Source organism: Maribacter algarum (ex Zhang et al. 2020) (genome assembly GCF_005885635.1).
Taxonomy (GTDB): domain Bacteria; phylum Bacteroidota; class Bacteroidia; order Flavobacteriales; family Flavobacteriaceae; genus Maribacter_C; species Maribacter_C algarum.
The window spans coordinates 165866-182925 of the sequence record NZ_VATY01000006.1 but is presented as its reverse complement, the minus strand read 5'-3'; the positions used below and the strand labels follow the sequence as shown (position 1 = coordinate 182925).

The 17060-nt window shown below is 35.5% G+C and carries 15 protein-coding genes; 11 read left to right on the top strand and 4 right to left on the bottom strand.

Annotation, left to right across the window (positions count from 1 at the left end):
- Window positions 1–503: 503 nt before the first annotated feature.
- Window positions 504–2489, bottom strand: coding sequence for a putative porin (locus FEE95_RS21325; RefSeq protein ID WP_138660072.1), 1986 nt, complete (start codon window positions 2487–2489; stop codon window positions 504–506).
- Between the two features lie 171 nt (window positions 2490–2660).
- On the opposite strand from FEE95_RS21325, the gene FEE95_RS21320 reads away from it, so the two are divergent.
- The 6 genes from FEE95_RS21320 to FEE95_RS21295 all read left to right on the top strand — a co-directional run bounded on the left by FEE95_RS21320 (window position 2661) and on the right by FEE95_RS21295 (window position 11723).
- Window positions 2661–3257 (top strand): ribonuclease HII, encoded by a 597-nt coding sequence (locus tag FEE95_RS21320; RefSeq protein WP_138660071.1) that lies wholly within the window; start codon window positions 2661–2663, stop codon window positions 3255–3257.
- A gap of 30 nt (window positions 3258–3287) precedes the next feature.
- Complete coding sequence (locus tag FEE95_RS21315) at window positions 3288–5744, top strand: ribonuclease HII (RefSeq protein WP_138660070.1); 2457 nt, start codon at window positions 3288–3290, stop codon at window positions 5742–5744.
- 198 nt (window positions 5745–5942) lie between these two features.
- A complete protein-coding gene (locus tag FEE95_RS21310) occupies window positions 5943–7301 on the top strand; it encodes an OmpA family protein (RefSeq protein WP_138660069.1) in 1359 nt (452 codons plus the stop codon).
- Window positions 7302–7311: 10 nt separating this feature from the next.
- Window positions 7312–8010 carry a TapB family protein gene (locus tag FEE95_RS21305; RefSeq protein WP_138660068.1) on the top strand — a complete coding sequence of 233 codons (699 nt, stop codon included), beginning with the start codon at window positions 7312–7314 and terminating at the stop codon, window positions 8008–8010.
- Window positions 8011–8318: 308 nt separating this feature from the next.
- Window positions 8319–8921, top strand: a complete 603-nt coding sequence (locus FEE95_RS21300; RefSeq protein WP_138660067.1) for a hypothetical protein — start codon at window positions 8319–8321, stop codon at window positions 8919–8921.
- Between the two features lie 48 nt (window positions 8922–8969).
- On the top strand, window positions 8970–11723 hold the full coding sequence (locus tag FEE95_RS21295; protein WP_138660066.1) for a CHAT domain-containing protein: 2754 nt from the start codon (window positions 8970–8972) through the stop codon (window positions 11721–11723).
- Here the strand turns inward: FEE95_RS21295 and FEE95_RS21290 are convergent.
- Entirely contained in the window at window positions 11720–12457 is a 738-nt protein-coding gene (locus FEE95_RS21290) for a tetratricopeptide repeat protein (RefSeq protein WP_138660065.1), read from the bottom strand. The genes FEE95_RS21295 and FEE95_RS21290 overlap by 4 nt on opposite strands.
- Before the next feature lie 9 nt (window positions 12458–12466).
- Entirely contained in the window at window positions 12467–13030 is a 564-nt protein-coding gene (locus tag FEE95_RS21285) for an RNA polymerase sigma factor (protein WP_138660064.1), read from the bottom strand.
- A 218-nt stretch (window positions 13031–13248) separates the two neighbouring features.
- Between FEE95_RS21285 and FEE95_RS21280 the strand changes: the two genes are divergently transcribed.
- From FEE95_RS21280 to FEE95_RS21260, 5 genes are all read left to right on the top strand, one after another.
- Window positions 13249–13623, top strand: coding sequence for a hypothetical protein (locus FEE95_RS21280; protein ID WP_138660063.1), 375 nt, complete (start codon window positions 13249–13251; stop codon window positions 13621–13623).
- 21 nt (window positions 13624–13644) lie between these two features.
- Window positions 13645–14205 carry a hypothetical protein gene (locus FEE95_RS21275; RefSeq protein ID WP_138660062.1) on the top strand — a complete coding sequence of 187 codons (561 nt, stop codon included), beginning with the start codon at window positions 13645–13647 and terminating at the stop codon, window positions 14203–14205.
- A gap of 117 nt (window positions 14206–14322) precedes the next feature.
- The gene (locus FEE95_RS21270; RefSeq protein ID WP_138660061.1) at window positions 14323–14859 is read left to right on the top strand and encodes a hypothetical protein; all 537 of its coding nucleotides are present in this window, start codon (window positions 14323–14325) and stop codon (window positions 14857–14859) included.
- 166 nt (window positions 14860–15025) lie between these two features.
- A complete protein-coding gene (locus FEE95_RS21265; RefSeq protein ID WP_138660060.1) occupies window positions 15026–15577 on the top strand; it encodes a hypothetical protein in 552 nt (183 codons plus the stop codon).
- Between the two features lie 132 nt (window positions 15578–15709).
- Window positions 15710–16213 carry a hypothetical protein gene (locus FEE95_RS21260; protein WP_171037113.1) on the top strand — a complete coding sequence of 168 codons (504 nt, stop codon included), beginning with the start codon at window positions 15710–15712 and terminating at the stop codon, window positions 16211–16213.
- Window positions 16214–16244: 31 nt separating this feature from the next.
- Here FEE95_RS21260 and lipB read toward each other — a convergent pair whose 3' ends face one another.
- A complete protein-coding gene (lipB, locus tag FEE95_RS21255; RefSeq protein ID WP_138660058.1) occupies window positions 16245–16961 on the bottom strand; it encodes a lipoyl(octanoyl) transferase LipB in 717 nt (238 codons plus the stop codon).
- Window positions 16962–17060 lie beyond the last annotated feature (99 nt).

The window sequence follows — 17060 nt, the reverse complement described above, 5'->3', positions numbered from 1 at the left end:
TCTCGATCTAATTCTTATATGTTCGGAATTTCTTCCAACCATATATATGATTCTTACTTTACATCACACCCTTATAAGGATGTGTGCGCTGTCTCTACAATCTGTCAATGAACTTCAAATAAAAAACCGAAATTCTTCTAAAAGATAAAAATACCTTGATTCGAACTTCAGCTTTTCAAACTTTCAGGAGCATCTCACTCCCAAAGCGGCTGCAAATATAAGATGGTTTTCTTGCTTACACAATACCTAAATGATTTTTTTTGAAAACCTTATGAAAAAAATATTCAACTACTTGATTATCAGAATTAAAAAAGATGAAAATAATTTAATCAGGGCAAGGATAGAGCCTCTGTTTGAGCTCTTTTCTACAAGATCAATCTTTTTTGATCTCGTATAAAAAGCGAGTGGCGAAAGCCTGGTGCTATTTTTTCATAGCAGCCCTCACACTAAATCTAATAAATACGCTTACTTTTTAATAGTATTCTAAGTTCTACGAATACCTTCTATGAAAAGAAATTCCACACCAAACCAAATCGTATTACAAAGTCACGATATGGATAATTAGGAGCGGAATAATAATTGTTCTTGCTAAAAGATGAATTGAAGTGCTCGGCCTTCAAAAATATTCTGGTTTGCTGGACCTTAGCATTGATGAAAAAATCGAGTAAAGGATAGCCTCCTAACTTTTCAGTATTCTGAATATAGAATTCCCCTAGGAGTGGATTATAGGCATCCATGTTATATTCAGTGAAATACTTAAAGGTAACACCTGTTTGAAGGTACATTGCTTTCTTAAAAATATCTGTAGAGAAGTACAATGTATTTCTGGTAACCAACTGAGGAACATTAAGCACTTCATTTGACTGGTTTACATTTTGATACATTATAGTGTTGTTCAAAGCAAAACCGCCAACCTTAAACTCCTTTATATATTTCACTTTCAAATGTTGAATACTATTGTCTTCTTGAAAGGGTGCGATGATTGCATTTTCTATACCTTCTTCAGGGGCTACTATGGGATTGGAGTTAATTCCGAAATAGGTATAATTATCAAGGTTCGTAATTTTGGCAGATAAAGCACCCCAAGTTTTCGAATCAATGGTGGCTTGCAGACTATTTACACGTTCGTTTTTAAATGTTGCCGTATTCTGCCAATTGTAGTTCAAGTAGTCACTTTGATAAAGTAGAAAATTAAAATCAGGCATTCTTGCCGATGTATGAAAAGCTACAGTCATCTTGTGCTTTTCATTAAAGCTATAGCTTGCTGCTGCATCAATAATATTACCCGTGAGGTCTCCGACAAGGTTATATTTTATTCCTCCTCTAACCAAAAAACCTCCTATTTGCTTTTCATAGTTTGCACCAAGTGCAATCTCTTCTCCTTTTAATTGGTTTCGAATTGTTTGACTGTCCGTAACTAAAATACTATTGAAAGCATAATTGTAGTTGTATAAATTCACATTGGCTTGAAGACTACCAAGCGTAGCGTTATAAAAATCAAGACTTACTTGATTGTACATGGTCTTGAGGTTCACTCTATCATTTATACTTGGCAAAAGCCCCGCACCGAAATAGGTGTTTTGCTGCGCTTGGACAAACTGATAGTATTTAGTTTCATAATTAAACCGATGACCAAGTGCCAAGGAGGTTTTTTCGGCTCTACTGGAGTCTTTCTGCTTTTTAATCAGTTTGTATTTATGGTCTAGAAAATATCGCTTGCCCAGAATTCTGTTGCTCGCTCTTTGACTATCAAATCTTACATCTATTTTCACTCTATTGGTAAAATTACTACTGCCCGACTCAAATTGATCTCGAACCGTTATGCCACCATTTTCTTCCGCATCAACACTTTGTGCTGCAATATGGGCCCTAAGGTCATATCTTCCGTTTTTTGTTATATAATTCGCTGTTGTTCTAAAGTTACCAGATTCGCCTTCGTCAAAATTGTATTTACCCCGGGATCGCATGCCTTCATAACCTATAGAAAAATTTAATCTTCTTGATGTGTTGAATGTGAGAAGTGCGTCTAATAACTGCCCCTGTTCGAATGTAGTTTTAAAAAGAATATCGGTCATGGGAGTAGCTACACTATAATAGTTGATGTCCTCCATTTCAGCATAGTTGAAGTGTTTGGCTTTAGCTCCAAGTTTTGGGTATAAGTTTCTTCGCTCAAAATCGACACCCAACTTATTATAAGGTTGCCCGACGTTTGAAAACGGCATCAATTCAAAGTCGTCTGTTCTAAGATAATTGTACTTGTATTCCTTATTTATGGTAATGGTAGTATCTAAAAAAGTAGTGTCTCTCTCGAAAGAAATTATTTTGTAATCCTTAATTGTAATTTCAGAAGGTTCAGAACCCATCGCTCTTTTCTTGTCAAGACTTCTTGGTTTTGAAGGGGGGGTTGATTCTTGAATTGGAGGAGGACTGTCTTGTGCAAATAGGAAACTACCCATCATTACAAATGCTACCAGAAGAATATATTTCATTGTAATCTATTACCGAGCAAAGTTAATTTTTTTTGTTCGTAATAAAATGTGAAAGTTTTGCGAATAAAAATCAAATGCAAACAGAACTTTTAGCATCACTCCAATTAAATCGTTTTGTGAAAGTTTTTTGTTCATGAATGTTTTGATAAATTCGGACGTATAAATTTTAAAATGCTCAAGAATACTTTTAGTGGCTTAATAGAGGCCGGAACTGATGAAGCAGGACGAGGTTGCTTAGCCGGACCTGTAACCGCTGCTGCACTAATTTTACCACCTAGTTTTAAAAATGAAATTCTAAACGATTCAAAATTACTCTCCGAAAAAAAGCGAATTCATCTGAAACCTATTTTAGAAAAAAATGCAATTTGCTTTGGGGTGGTACATATCTATCCTCAAGAAATTGACAAAATCAACATTTTAAATGCCTCTATTTTGGCTATGCAAAAAGCTTTGGAGCAATTAACAACTCCTCCAGAATTTATCATTGTGGATGGAAATAGATTTAAACCTTTTAGGGATACCCCTTATGAATGCATCATAAAAGGTGATAGTAAATTTACGAGTATCGCGGGTGCTTCGGTATTGGCAAAAACTACACGTGATTTATATATGGAGGAATTACATGAAGAATTCCCAATGTATAACTGGAAACAGAATAAAGGCTATCCTACAAAGGAACACAGAGAAGCCATTCGTAAATATGGCGTCACTAAATACCATAGAAAAAGTTTTAGGCAATTACCCGAACAACTTACGTTAAATCTTTAAAAACCATAACTTTGTGTAAAACTAAATTGAATGAAATTCCGCATTTTAGTCCCTGTCCTTTTTTTGCTTTTCAATTGCTCGGATAAGGACGACTCTGTCAAACCACTTTTAAGTTATGTTCCTGAAAATGCATTTTTGATTGTTAAAATCGAAGATCATAATGCCTTTAAAAATACAATTGAAAATAATGAATTCTTATCAGCTCTGTCTCCTTCAAATACTTTTGAAAGAATTCGTAAAAAAGTGGAATATCTCAAGTATCTATCCCCGAAATCTGAAAGTATTTTGGCCCTTACAGAAACAACGGATAGTCGTTTTGAGTTTTTATATGTTACCGACAATACCGCGGACCTAGTAAATCTGGACAGTATTCAAAATAAATCTGTAGAGAGCTTAAAATTTGCCAATTCTACCTTTGACAAGTACACAGTTGAAAATGTGTCCTTTTATACTTTGATAACATCTCAAAAAGTTATCATTAGCTCTTCAAAATTACTACTTGAACAGCTAGATGGAGCTGCGGCAACAAAACTACCTGAGACACTTCAAAAACTTTACAATATTACCGGGAAAAACAAACCCGCTTCTATTTTTATTAACTTGAATACGGGTAACAGATTATTATCGAACATTTTTAAAGAAGAATCAGAAATTAAGACCTCTGGCTTTTCAGATTGGATTGCACTTGATGTAAACAATACTTCCAAAAGCCTTAATCTTAGCGGTGTTAGTATTGCCAATGACCAAACTTGGAATTATATCGACCTATTAGCCAATACACGCCCAACGACAAATACTACGGCATCATTTGCTCCCTCGCAAGCAGATGCAATTTTGTCATATACTTTTGATGACTACACTGTTTTTGCAAAAAACAGAGAACTTTCTTCAGGAGTAGTTTCTCCCGTCGACCCGCCAATGAATTCCGTTGAGGAAATTGGCATTATCTACATTAAAGATGAAAAAGCCGTCGTATTGAATACGTATGGTGCTGAGGGTATTTCTGAATACTTGAATAATCAAAAAAAGGGAGTCATAGAATACCAAGGCCTTGAAATTTTAAATCTCGAAAAAAACGACTTTTTAAATAACCGATTTTCACCTGTTGTTAAGGGTTTCAAAACAAATTTCTGCGTTCTTTTGAAGGACGCCTTTATTTTTACTGAAACTGAAGCTGTTTTGAAAACAATAATTCGCGACTATAAGAACGCATCCACATATAGCAAAACATCTGTTTTCAAAACATTGAATGATGTAATTGCAAAAGAGTCAAGCATTCTTTTTGTTTCCAATTCAGGGAATATCACTAAAATCCTCGAAAACGATTTTTCAGTCGAATTTTCAAACGATTTAAAGAAAGTTAAGCTTTCACAATTTGGTCTTGCTGCACAAACAATTGCAGATAGGAACTTTTATCATACCAATTTGGTCATTCAGAAAATCAACCCTAAAATAAGCTCAACTAAAAGTGCTACAAATCTGTTCACGGTCGATTTCGATTCTGATTTGGTCACAAATCCGCAATTCGTTACCAATCATATTACCAAAAGAAAAGAAATCATCGCGCAAGATGAAAATAATGTGCTCTATTTAATTTCCACTAATGGAAAAATTCTCTGGAAAAAACAATTGAGCGGCATGTTACAAGGAAAAGTCAAGCAGGTTGACATATTTAAAAATGGACGTCTTCAGTTGGCATTTACCACCAATAACCAATTTTTGGTTTTAGATAGAAATGGAAAAGAAGTGACAAAGTTTACCAAAACTTATGAAGGTGGAAATCTCAACCCGTTGGCGGTATTTGATTATGATAAGAAAAAAAATTACCGTTTTGTAGTGACTCAAGGGGAGAAGACCTTTATGTACGACAGCAAAGCTACAATCGTGAAAGGTTTCAAATACACAAAAGCTGAGCAACCAATCATAGCAGCACCTAAGCACATTGTTATTAATTACAAGGATTTTCTCGTTTTCAAATTAAAAGATGGCTCCTTAAAGCTGCTAAGCCGTGTTGGTGATGTACGGACAGCGGTCTCTGAAAAAATTGATTTTTCAGAAAATGAGGTATTCAGATACAAGAATAAATTTTCTGTAACTGATAAGAAAGGTGTTTTACATCAAGTTGATTTAAATGGAAAAGTCACTAAAACTAATTTTAACCTTTCCAACGATCATGGCATGGCGGCCACAGACAATACCCTTGTTCTAATGAACGACAATATTTTGACCATTAAAGGAAAGAAAATAGAACTTGAATTGGGTGTTTATAGCAAGCCTCAGGTATTCTATATCAACAATAAAATTTATGTGAGCGTGACGGATCTTCAAAATGAAAAGGTATACTTATATGACAGCCAAGCAAAACCCATTAAGAACTTTCCTGTAAATGGTTCTTCTATTATAGATTTAGGTGATTTGGAAAATAACAAAACCTTGGAATTAGTGGCAAAAGAAAATGGAAAAACTTTAGTGGTTCACAAGATTTAAAAGAAATCTGATGTGATTTTCCGTTCATACAATATTTCCGACCAGAAGTACATATTAAAATACCTTCTATAAATTATTTGAAAGCCTGGGTAGTTAACCTTTGTATTTTTCTGACATGAAATAAAAACTCAGCCCATTCCATGGCGAGTTTTTTAATAATGTCATTGTAAATCTGATTTAACACTAAATAGCATACCCATGAAAAATTCGTTCCCGATAATTAAATTGATTTTTTCCATTTTTTTTATGTTCGCCTTTTCTTCGACGGCAAACGGTCAGCTTCTCAAAAAACTTGGCAAAAGAGCTGAAAAAGCGGCCGAACGGGCAATTGAACGTCGTGTGGAAAAAGAAACGCAAGAGAAAACTGACGAGGTTCTCGATAGTATTTTGGAGCCTGGTAAAAAGGGAAAGCAGAAAAAATCTCCGATTCCTGAAGGAGAAAATTCTTCGGGCACTAATAAAACGGAGCCCAACTCAAATCCTGATGGAAATACAGAAGAATCAGATATACCTGAATCTTCTGAGTCGAGCGAACCAAAAACCATACAAGTCTACAGCAAATTCGATTTTGTACCTGGCGATAAGCTCTTGTTCTTTGATGATTTCTCTGATGATTTCATTGGGGATTTTCCATCTAAATGGAATACAAACGGAAGTGGTGAGCTGGTCACAATTAATGAATCTTCCACTAAATGGTTGAAAATACTACCAGGTTTTGGTACGCAGTACATTCCGGACGTTGCGGAATTACCCGAAGAGTTCACCATGGAATTTGATGTTGTTACCAAAGGACTAAATAGCAAAACCTCATCTCAGGCCTACCTCCAAATTATGGTCGGGGACACAAAGACATTTCAAAAACCCCAAAACTATGGCTTCGTAGAATATCCTTTTTGTCAATTCATAGATCCGGGAATAATAATTGAAAATAACATCAATGGTAAGCGAGAGATTAGAAATGATGTAAGGGTAGACATTAAGGATATTGTGCTGTCAAAACATCATATATCGTTAGCAGTAAACAAGCAACGTTTCCGGATATGGATCAACGAGCAAAAATTAGTCGATGTTCCGAGACTTCTTCCTGTGAACACAAAAATGGAGGGAATCAAAATTCAATTGAGAGGAATAGATACCAATGTAGAAGCTGTCTATTTGAGTAATTTCAAAATTGCGGAAGGCGGAATTGATTTACGTAGAAAACTAATTGCATATGGTAAAATTTCGACTAATGGAATATTATTTGATAGTGGCTCCGCAAACATTCAAGCCCAGTCAATGGGCATTATACGTCAAATTTATCAGGTACTTGCCCAAGAAAAAGGTATGAAATTGAAAATTGTTGGCCATACAGACTCAGACGGAGATAAAGACACCAATTTAGACTTATCTAAGAAACGAGCGGATGCCGTGAAAAAGGCATTAGTTTCTATTTATAGTGTTTCGGCAGAAAGATTGTTTGCTGACGGCAAGGGAGAATCTGAACCTATTGGAGATAACACAACTGTAAATGGAAAAGCTCAAAACAGAAGAGTAGAATTTATTAAACAAAATTAAAAGAACAAAAATGAAAAAAGCGCTACTTGCATTCACATTTATTTTAATAGCATTCAATTCAACGTTTGCACAAGATTTTTGTAGTAAGTATTACCCTATGAAAGAGGGTAGTTCATTTACTTATGACATCTATAATAAAAAAGACAAACTAGACGGCACGACGAATTACTTGGTTACTAATGTAGTAGACCAAGGAGGTGTGACCCAAGCCACAATGCAAATCAAATATTCAGATGCCAAAGGAAAACAAGAATTGGATTCAGATTATAAAATTTCATGCACCGGAAAGGGTATCAAAATTGATTTCATTTCATTAATGCCGAGACAAATGCTGGATCAGTATAAAGATATGGATATGGAAATCGACATGACGGGCACCGATATTGAACTTCCCAATAATCTTGAAGTGGGTCAGCAATTAGCAGAGGCCAATGTCGTAGCAAAAATGAATATGAGTGGTATAAAAATGAATATCGAGGTAAATACAATCGACCGAAAAGTTTTAAGTAAAGAAACCGTTACCACTCCAGCAGGTACTTTTGAATGTTATGTCTTAATTGAAACGATAGCTTCCAAAACTATGGGGGCAAATATTCAAATAAATTCAAAAACATGGTTGTCAGAAGGTATCGGAATGGTAAAAAATGAAACCTACTCTAAGAAAGGAAATGTAAATAGTAAAACTGTACTCGCTAAGTTTTCAAAATAATACAATCATTTATATCCAAGAAAAAACCACGGTCCAGGCCGTGGTTTTTTTGTATACATGTTCTATTATAATACAGCCACACTATATTTTATACCATCTATAACCCAAAGCTGACCAGTCATACAACTAATCTGTATATCAGCTGGTTATGGGTTTATCTTGCCAATGTTACATATGTGATACGACCTGTTACATATGTAGCAGGTGTACTTCCTATTTGACTCTACTTTTGACAAAATAAATTTAGTTAACCTTTAAAGTATTAAATCATTAAAAAGTAAATGAATATTCAACTAAAAACCTTAACAATGAAAACAAGAATAACTTTATTAATTGCTTTTATAAGTCTATCCTTTACCGCGTGCGTAAAAGATTATATTGGACACGGCCCTGATGGAAAAGAAGTACAGCTCACTTCCGATAATTACTTGGACGTAGCAGTTTTGCAAAAACTATCTCTAAATGATGATATTCTAGTGATTGATGCAGAGATAGACAAGTTAAATCTAATATCCCCGAATGACCCAGGGTACAATGAGGCTCAAGCTCAAATAGCAGCACTTTCAAAGAAAAGAGATGGACTTAAACTGCAAATTGGGTCTATCAATGATATTAGCATTGTTGGAGATTTTCCAATTCCGTGTGACACACCCAATGGCAAGTGCATTCCCGTAAGACTGGAATTCTTCGCCTTCAACCAAAACATCGCTAGAGCAGCGGTTTTGTATAGAGATGATAACGGCAACAAAAAAGGAGCTTCTGACAAATTAGTAGATTTACCAGGTTTTGAAGGCAAAGTACAATACATTAGGGTTCCTGTAACTGATTTTGACAATCAAATTACCCTTGAAATTGTACAGAGAGATTTCGATGGGAACACTTCTCGTTTTGAAATAACACTTGACAGATAAAAAATAATATATAGATATTTAAGCCTTCGTTAGCGAAGGCTTTTCGCCATGAAAAAAGCTTTGTTTATTTTATCCGTTGTCATTTTTAATAGCACGGTTGCTCAAAATACCAAAACCCTCAGTCTGATTGATTCTCTAAATGAAAAAGGTAATCAGCATTATTATTTTGAAAGAGACTCGGCCTACTTTTATTTTGACAAGGTTTATTTTTTGGCAAAATCAAATGAGGATACTGAAAATCTAATTCAAGCGCTGTTCAATTCAACCGGTGTTTCTAGTTACCATCATGATTTAAGTAGAATGGGTAAAAATATTCTTGAATTAGATTCATTAATCAAGAGTACCATACCTAAGGATAAATTACGTTTTAATGAAAATTTCAACATTCTACTTTACTATAAAGGAACGTATCAATTAAAACTTTATGAGAATAACAATTCGAGAAAGTCTTTTGAGCAACTGATAGATAACGTAAAAAATATTCCCGATTCTCTTACTAGCGAGACCTTTGAAAGTTTATCCTCCGCGGCGTATAGCTTCTTAGGAAAAATTTATCTTCTCGAGGGAAAACTTGAGTTGGCAAAACAACTGTATGGAAAAAACATACGAGACCTTCGGTCTGATGAATCAAAAAATTTCGAAGCACTTTATGGAAATTACAACTTGCTGGCAGAAGTCTACTACAATCAAAAAAATTACAAGAAGGCGAACAACTTTTGGCTAAAAACTTTTGAGTATAACAAAGAAAATGAGAATATCAATATGGTCATTAGCACTGCCTTTAATCTAACTCAAAGTTATAATGGGTTATCGATGAAAGATAGTGCATTGCACTTTCTAGCTGAAGCAAAATTGAACTTCAACAACAATCCCGCATTTTATCCAAAATACCATCTAGGAAAAGCAGGAATTCACAAGAAAAATGGTGAATACCAGATGGCATTAAACGAACTGGATAATGCTATAAATGTGGTAAGGAAAAGACTAGGAAACTCTGGAAATTCTGATGTCCGGAATGCTCACGATGAAAAAGGAACCATTTATATGCTCTTAGGTAATTATAAAAGAGCTTTACAAAGTTATGACCTCGGTGTAAAAGAGCTTAACAGAAAGGATAAATCGTTCATAAAACTTCTAAAAAACAAATCAATTACCCAAAATAAAATCGCTACCAAAGAAACTTTCATCTCTTCTATTAATTTAGTGAATGAAGGTGTTCAAGTTTTCAATGACATCAAATCAACTTTTAAAAGTCAGGAAGATAAGCTCGCTCTTATTGAAGATGTATTTCCCTTACTAGAGTCAGGAATAGAAGCCGCCTTCAAGATTTACGATACAACGAAGGAAGAAAAGTACAAAGAAATTGCATTCAATTACTTGGAAAATAGCAAATCAGTTTTACTATTGGAAGCTCTGTTAAGTACTAAAGCCACAGCGTTTGCAAATATTCCAAATAATCTGTTGGAAAAAGAACGTCAGCTCAAATCAGAAATTAATTATTTGAAAAAGCTGCTCAATAAAAAATCGGAAGATCCAAGTAACCAGGAGGAGCAACTCTTCGAATTTCAACAGGAGTATCGACAACTAATTACTCAATTTGAAACAAATTATAAAGGATATTACGACCTTAAATACAACACTAAAACACTTTCTCTTCTCGAAACACAAAAGCTATTAAAACAGGATGAAAAATTGATTTCCTATTTCTATGGAAATGATGCCATTTACGCTATTGCAGCAGGTAAGACCTCAAGACAATTCGAACGTATTCCTATAGATGCTGCCCTGGAGAATACGATTAAGCAAGTGCATAAAATGCTAGGGAATTCGAAATCAGATGTAAGCAAATTGAGTAAGGCTTCTTATAAACTCTACAAGAATTTAGTAGCCCCATTCGTAACATCGAATAAGAAAAAGAAGTTAATCATTATTGCAGATGGACTCCTAAATTACATTCCATTTGGTGCATTAAATACAGAAGAAAACGGCCTTTCTTACCTTATGGAAAGTCATGCTATCAGTTATGCCAATTCTGCAACTTTATATGCCCAGCTTAAGGATCGTAATAAAAAAGAAGGTAATTTGCTTGCTTTCGCCCCCAAGTTTTCAGGAGAACAAGTCCAAGTGGACCCTAGTAGGGACAAGCTGCTACCTCTTCCGCATAATACTCGTGAAGTTCAACAAATACTAAACTCCTTCCCGGGACAATCATATCTTAATGAAAATGCCTCCCTTCAAAACTTTACGTCCAAGCTTTCCGAATATGGAATGGTACATTTAGCAACCCATGCTGTTTTTGATGATACGGCCCCTGAGTACTCCTATTTAGCATTTTCAAATGCTGATAATCAAGAAAACTTACTCTATGTAAGCGATCTTTACAACCTGCAAATTGATGCAGATTTGGTCACTTTAAGTGCTTGTGAAAGTGGAGTTGGAGAACTAAAACGAGGAGAAGGATTTTTGAGTCTAGCACGTGGATTTTTCTACAGTGGTGCTTCTAGCCTCACCAGTACCTTATGGAAAATCAACGATGCTTCAACTACAACATTAATGGATTCTTTCTATAAAAATCTATCCAATGGAGATACTAAGGACGTTGCAATGCAGAAGTCACAAATATCTTTTTTAGAGTCCAACAGACAAAACGGCTTGGCCCACCCCTATTATTGGTCAGGTTTTATAGTTTCTGGAAATACAGAACCTTTATCCGCAACAAATTATTGGTTTTGGATAGAACTGGGAATTCTACTTTCAATAGTCGCAGGGTTTATGGTTTTCGGAAAGAAAAACAAAAATTAGTTCAGTTCCTTTAAAATGACTAAGGCTTTTTCCTTATTAAAATCATACCCTTCCGTGAGTTTTTTAAGCTCATGTTCCGCACCTTCCTTATCTTTTTCTTTTAGAGCGATCATGGCTAAATACCAATGCGATTCCCCTATGAAAGTATCTGCCTTTGTTATTGTCTTTTCGAAGTACTCCCTGGCTTTTTCATTTGTCCCGGAATTTAAATAAGACTGCGCAAGGTAGAAATCGACATAAGGCTGCCGTTCCTCTGAAGGCATTTGGTTGAATTTTTCAATCGCGAGAAAGTAATTTCCTGATTCATAAGCCACGAAAGCCTCTCTTTCCAATGACCCATTTGTATCACCACGTGTAATAGTGAAAACAGTATTTGGATATTCCCGAAAATTAGCGGCATACAAATCTTCATACTTGCTTGAAGACCCATCTTGGTAACCCATCCAAGCTAGTCCCATTAAGATAAGAACCGAAGCCGCAATGGCAAGGTAGCGATACGATTTTTTTGGAGTCGATTTGGGAATTTCCTTAACTATTTCCTTTTCAAAAGAAACTAATCTGGACTTTAAATCCTGGTTCTCTTTATTCTTAATGGCGCGCTTTAAATCTTGCTCAAAATCGAACTTTGCCTTAAAATCTACATCAGATTCCAATAGTTCATTGAATAGCTGCTCCTCGTCTTGTGTAAGACGATTAGAAAAATAATTTGTTAATAATACTTCCTTATCCATCATCAATCTATGTTAATTTGCTGCTATACGCTCTCTGAGGGTTTTCATGCAACGCGATTTTGCGGCCTTGACTACATTCTCACTATTATATTCGGCATACTCCATAATCTCATTTATTGTAAACCCTCGATAATAAAAGAGTTTTAAAAGTTCTTGGCATTGTTTTCCAAGCGTTCCAAAATATTTTTGCAACAACTCTTGCTCAGGGGTAAGACCATCTTCTTCGATTTCTAAAGTGCTTACCAATTCATCTTCTTCACCCACTAGGGCCAAATCAAATTCAGAGCTTATCTTTTTTTTGTTTTTCTTCATCTGATCGAATATCAAATATTTACCAATTCCGAAGAGATAGGTGGAAATACTACTGGTAAAACTTTCGACTTTTCCGTTCATTATGTTATTGTAAAAAATCACATAGGCATCTTGGTAGATATCAATGTTTTCTTCTTCCGATAAATGATACCGCCGTGCCCAGTTCAAAAACTTATCCCTGTTTTCTTCATATACCCTTCTAAGAATCTGATCAGATCCCTGTTTCAATTCTTCAAGGGTAATATCTAGTTGCTTCTCTTTCACTTTAATTGTTTGGAGGTTGAAAAGGTTAACACGGTTCATAGCTAATTTAACATTTTTTAAAAAAGGAAGGCTTTAAAATCCTCAAATACAGCTCAAAATCAAGCAATTGTAGGTTTCCCATTACAAGCACCTATTTATTAAAATACCCTTTCTGTTAACCTTCAGAATATCTATCCTATTAAGAAGTGTAAATCAATAAAATCCTAAATATCAGAAAAATGAAAACTATTAAAGTCACATTATTTGTTTTCCTATTCGGAATTCTAATCGGTCATTCACAAACTGATAACAAACCATCAAACCCTAAAAAGGAAAAAAAAGAAATGAATCTACTTGATGAGCAGACCAAAATTTTAGGTCAAATATTCGAACTAGGTGGAATGGAAGAAGAAAACCCAATCGGAGGTTCTAAAAATTACCTGGAGCTAATCGAAAAAAGCGAAATGCCACCTGAACAGAAAGAACAACTTCGAGAAATGTATAAAGTCTATGATTTGAGTCTTGACCCTAAGAAAAAAGACTCTCTAAAACTAATGGTAGACAAAATGCTGAAAAATGCCATAGAGAAGACTCAAAACGATTCAAAACAATAGAAATCCATAAAACAGATAATTATGAAAACTAAAAGAAGAACATTTAGACAATTTATAAAAGCGGCATTTATTGCTCTAGTTACATTCGGAATTCAAAGTTGTGAAACTGAGATTCCACCAGAGGATATAACACCGCCAGAATTCTCTTTTCAGATTAATGGAGATGGTTTTTACCATGTCTTTGATCAAGACTCAGATTACGACAATATAAGACTGGAGCTAAAGGCTGGAGCGACCTATGATTTTACCTACACTGTATTTGATGAAGGCGGTTTAGCAGGCGCATATTGGAGTAGAGAGGATGTTTGGAAAATCCGAACTACGTTTAGAGGGCAGCCTCTCTGGAGTAATTACTATGGCCATAATGGTATTTATGGCAGCATTAACTGGTCAGGAGATAGGTCTAATCCCGTTTCAGGCGCTACCGTAACCGGTTTTTTCGAGGTACGTGACGAAGGATATGATACAACTTCCTTTACGTTTAGTGCTGTTGATTTTGGAGGAGATGATGAAATGCTAAATCGTATTCAAAAAAGACTACGTGTTCGAATTTCAGATGGACCAACACGAATATTACGTTAACGGTCAACTTAAAACACGAGGCAGCAACCTTAGGTTTTTATACATGTATATTAACCTTTATTCCCTCATTAGAGATAAAATATAACAATCGAATCAATCCTTATAAAAACAAAAATTATGAAAAAAGCGATTCAATTTTCAATGATATTCCTATTGGTACTATTTACACAAAGTTGTGAAACTGAGATTCCGCCAGAGGATTCGACGCCACCAGAATTCTCATTTCAAATCACCGGTGACGGACTCGATCAGACCTTTAACCAAGATACTAACTTCAATAGTGTTGAACTAATGCTTAGACGCGGAACAACCTATGATTTCGTGTATACAGGTACTGACCAGGGCGGTATGGATCGAATCGCTTGGTATACATATCACAATGGTAGAGTGACAATCGAGACTACTGCGGAGAGCCCATGGAGATTTAGAAACGACGACCCCTGGAACAGTACTTTGGAATGGACAGGCGATAAAGACAACCCTTTAACAGGAAGTATCGCAACTGGAAGCATTACAACTCAAGGGTCTGGAACTGATGTTAATTTCCGGTTTTCAATTTCCGATTATGGTGGCGAATCGGAGATTCCTAATCGCATTTGGGAAGACCTAAGAGTTTATGTTGGCGCCCATACAAGCAGGGTAAGGAATCGTTAATTATCTAAAATCGTTAAAACAAGGTATGCCACGATAAGTCCTTGATAACTATTGATTAACTCACTAAAAACTGAGGCCATAGCTTCAGTTTTTTTGTCTTGATGTTAACCTTTTCTGTCAAACGACCATAAAAAAGAAAACAAGTGAAATCTTTAAAACTATAATTATGAAAACAAAAATAGTCAGGAAAATAATTCAATTTTCAATGCTCTTAGTATTTGTAGCATTTACGCAAAGTTGTGAAACCGAAATTCCACCGGAAGACCCAACTCCTCCAAAATTTTCATTTCAAATACATGGAGATGGTTTTTTCCACACCTTTAATCAGGATACTGATTTTGAGAATATCGAGTTACGTCTCAAAAGAGGTACTACCTATAATTTTACCCTCGCAGGAAGTGACGATGGCGGCTTAGAACGTATTCAATGGATTATTAGCAATAGTAGTCAAATATTTATCGATGTGGACATAACTAGCCCATGGACTTACACAAACACTTCTACAAGCTCACCGACCATAAGTTGGTTTGGTGACTCTGGGAATCCTTTAACCGGAAGCGTAATTACTGGCAATTTTAAGACTCCTCCTTCAACTGGGTTTTCAAACTTTCAGTTTAATGTTGCCGATTTTGGAGGAGAAGGAAGGGATCCGAATTATATTTTGAAAAGACTTAATATTTACACAGGGTCTCATCAGACTAGAATAATAAATCGCTAATCAACATAGTCAACCTATATATTAATAAACGTTAACCTTTTCAATCCTTTCACATAAAAAGGAAAACAAGTACAAATTCTAAAGATTATAATGATGAAAACAAAAACAGTTAGAAAAGCAATTCAATTTTCAATGCTAGTACTACTAGTGATATTTACGCAAAGTTGTGAAACTGAAATCCCACCTGAAGATCCTACGCCACCAGCATTATTATTTCGAATTGTTGGAGATGGGTTTGAGCACAATTTCGACCAAGATACCGATTTTGACAATTTGGTACTAAACCTAAATATCAATGCAACATATGAATTTACACTTATAGGAACCGATGCTGGTGGTGTAGAGAGAATCCAATGGTTTAACTATCCTATTTGGTCGGTAATAGTCAATACAGGAATACCTGCTGGATGGAGCGAAACCACATCCCATGGTTTTGAGTGGGTTGGAGATGCAAGCAACCCCCTTACAGGAAGTATTTTTACAGGAACTATGAGCGCAAGCGAAATGTCAAACGGTCCAGCTATGTTTCGTTTTATAGTTTCTGATTTTGGTGGCGACGGAAGAAGTCCAAATCGAATTTTAAAAGAGCTTAATATGTATATTGATGACCATCCTACAAGACTAATCGAACTCTAGTCTGCGTCAGAAGATAAATAACAACCTCGGTCTATACCGAGGTTTTTTGTTTTATAAGCTCAGCCTCAAAAAGCACTTCAAAATGCCGTAGTAATTTCTGTTTTACTTCTTCAATATCAATTTCTTGTTTTCCTAATTCCACATTCAAAGAAGTAACCGCCTTATCTTTTATTCCGCAGGGAATCATTAAATCAAAATATCCTAAATCGGAATTCACGTTAAACGCAAATCCATGCATCGTTACCCAGCGTGAAGCTCTGACACCCAAAGCACAAATTTTTCGAGCGAAGGGTGTTCCGACATCCAACCAAACCCCCGTTTCACCATCCGAACGTTGTGCTTTCAGTCCGTATTCAGACAAGGTTAAAATGACCATTTCCTCCAATAGCCTGAGGTATTTGTGTATATCGGTAAAGAAATTATCTAAATCTAAAATGGGGTAACCTACTATTTGCCCAGGACCGTGATAAGTAATATCTCCCCCACGATTTATTTTATAGAACTTCGCTCCCTTTTCTTCGAGTTGTTTTTCATCCACCAGAAGATTTGATAAATCGCCACTTTTGCCCAAGGTAAAGACGTGAGGGTGTTCAACAAATAAGAAATGATTAGGCGTTTCGAGATTCGCTTCTTCCCTTCGATTTCTTATCTTGAGATTTAAAGTTTCTTGAAAAAGTTGTTCTTGGTAATCCCAAGTTTCTTTATAGTCTTTTCTGCCTAAATCTTGTAAAACGACCTTCTTGTTCATCGTAGCAAAGGTAATAAATTACGAAGGTGCAAGATCCGGGCTTTGAAAGGATATTCATGTTTGTTTCAACACAAGCTCCAGAAAAATTAAAACCCTGCC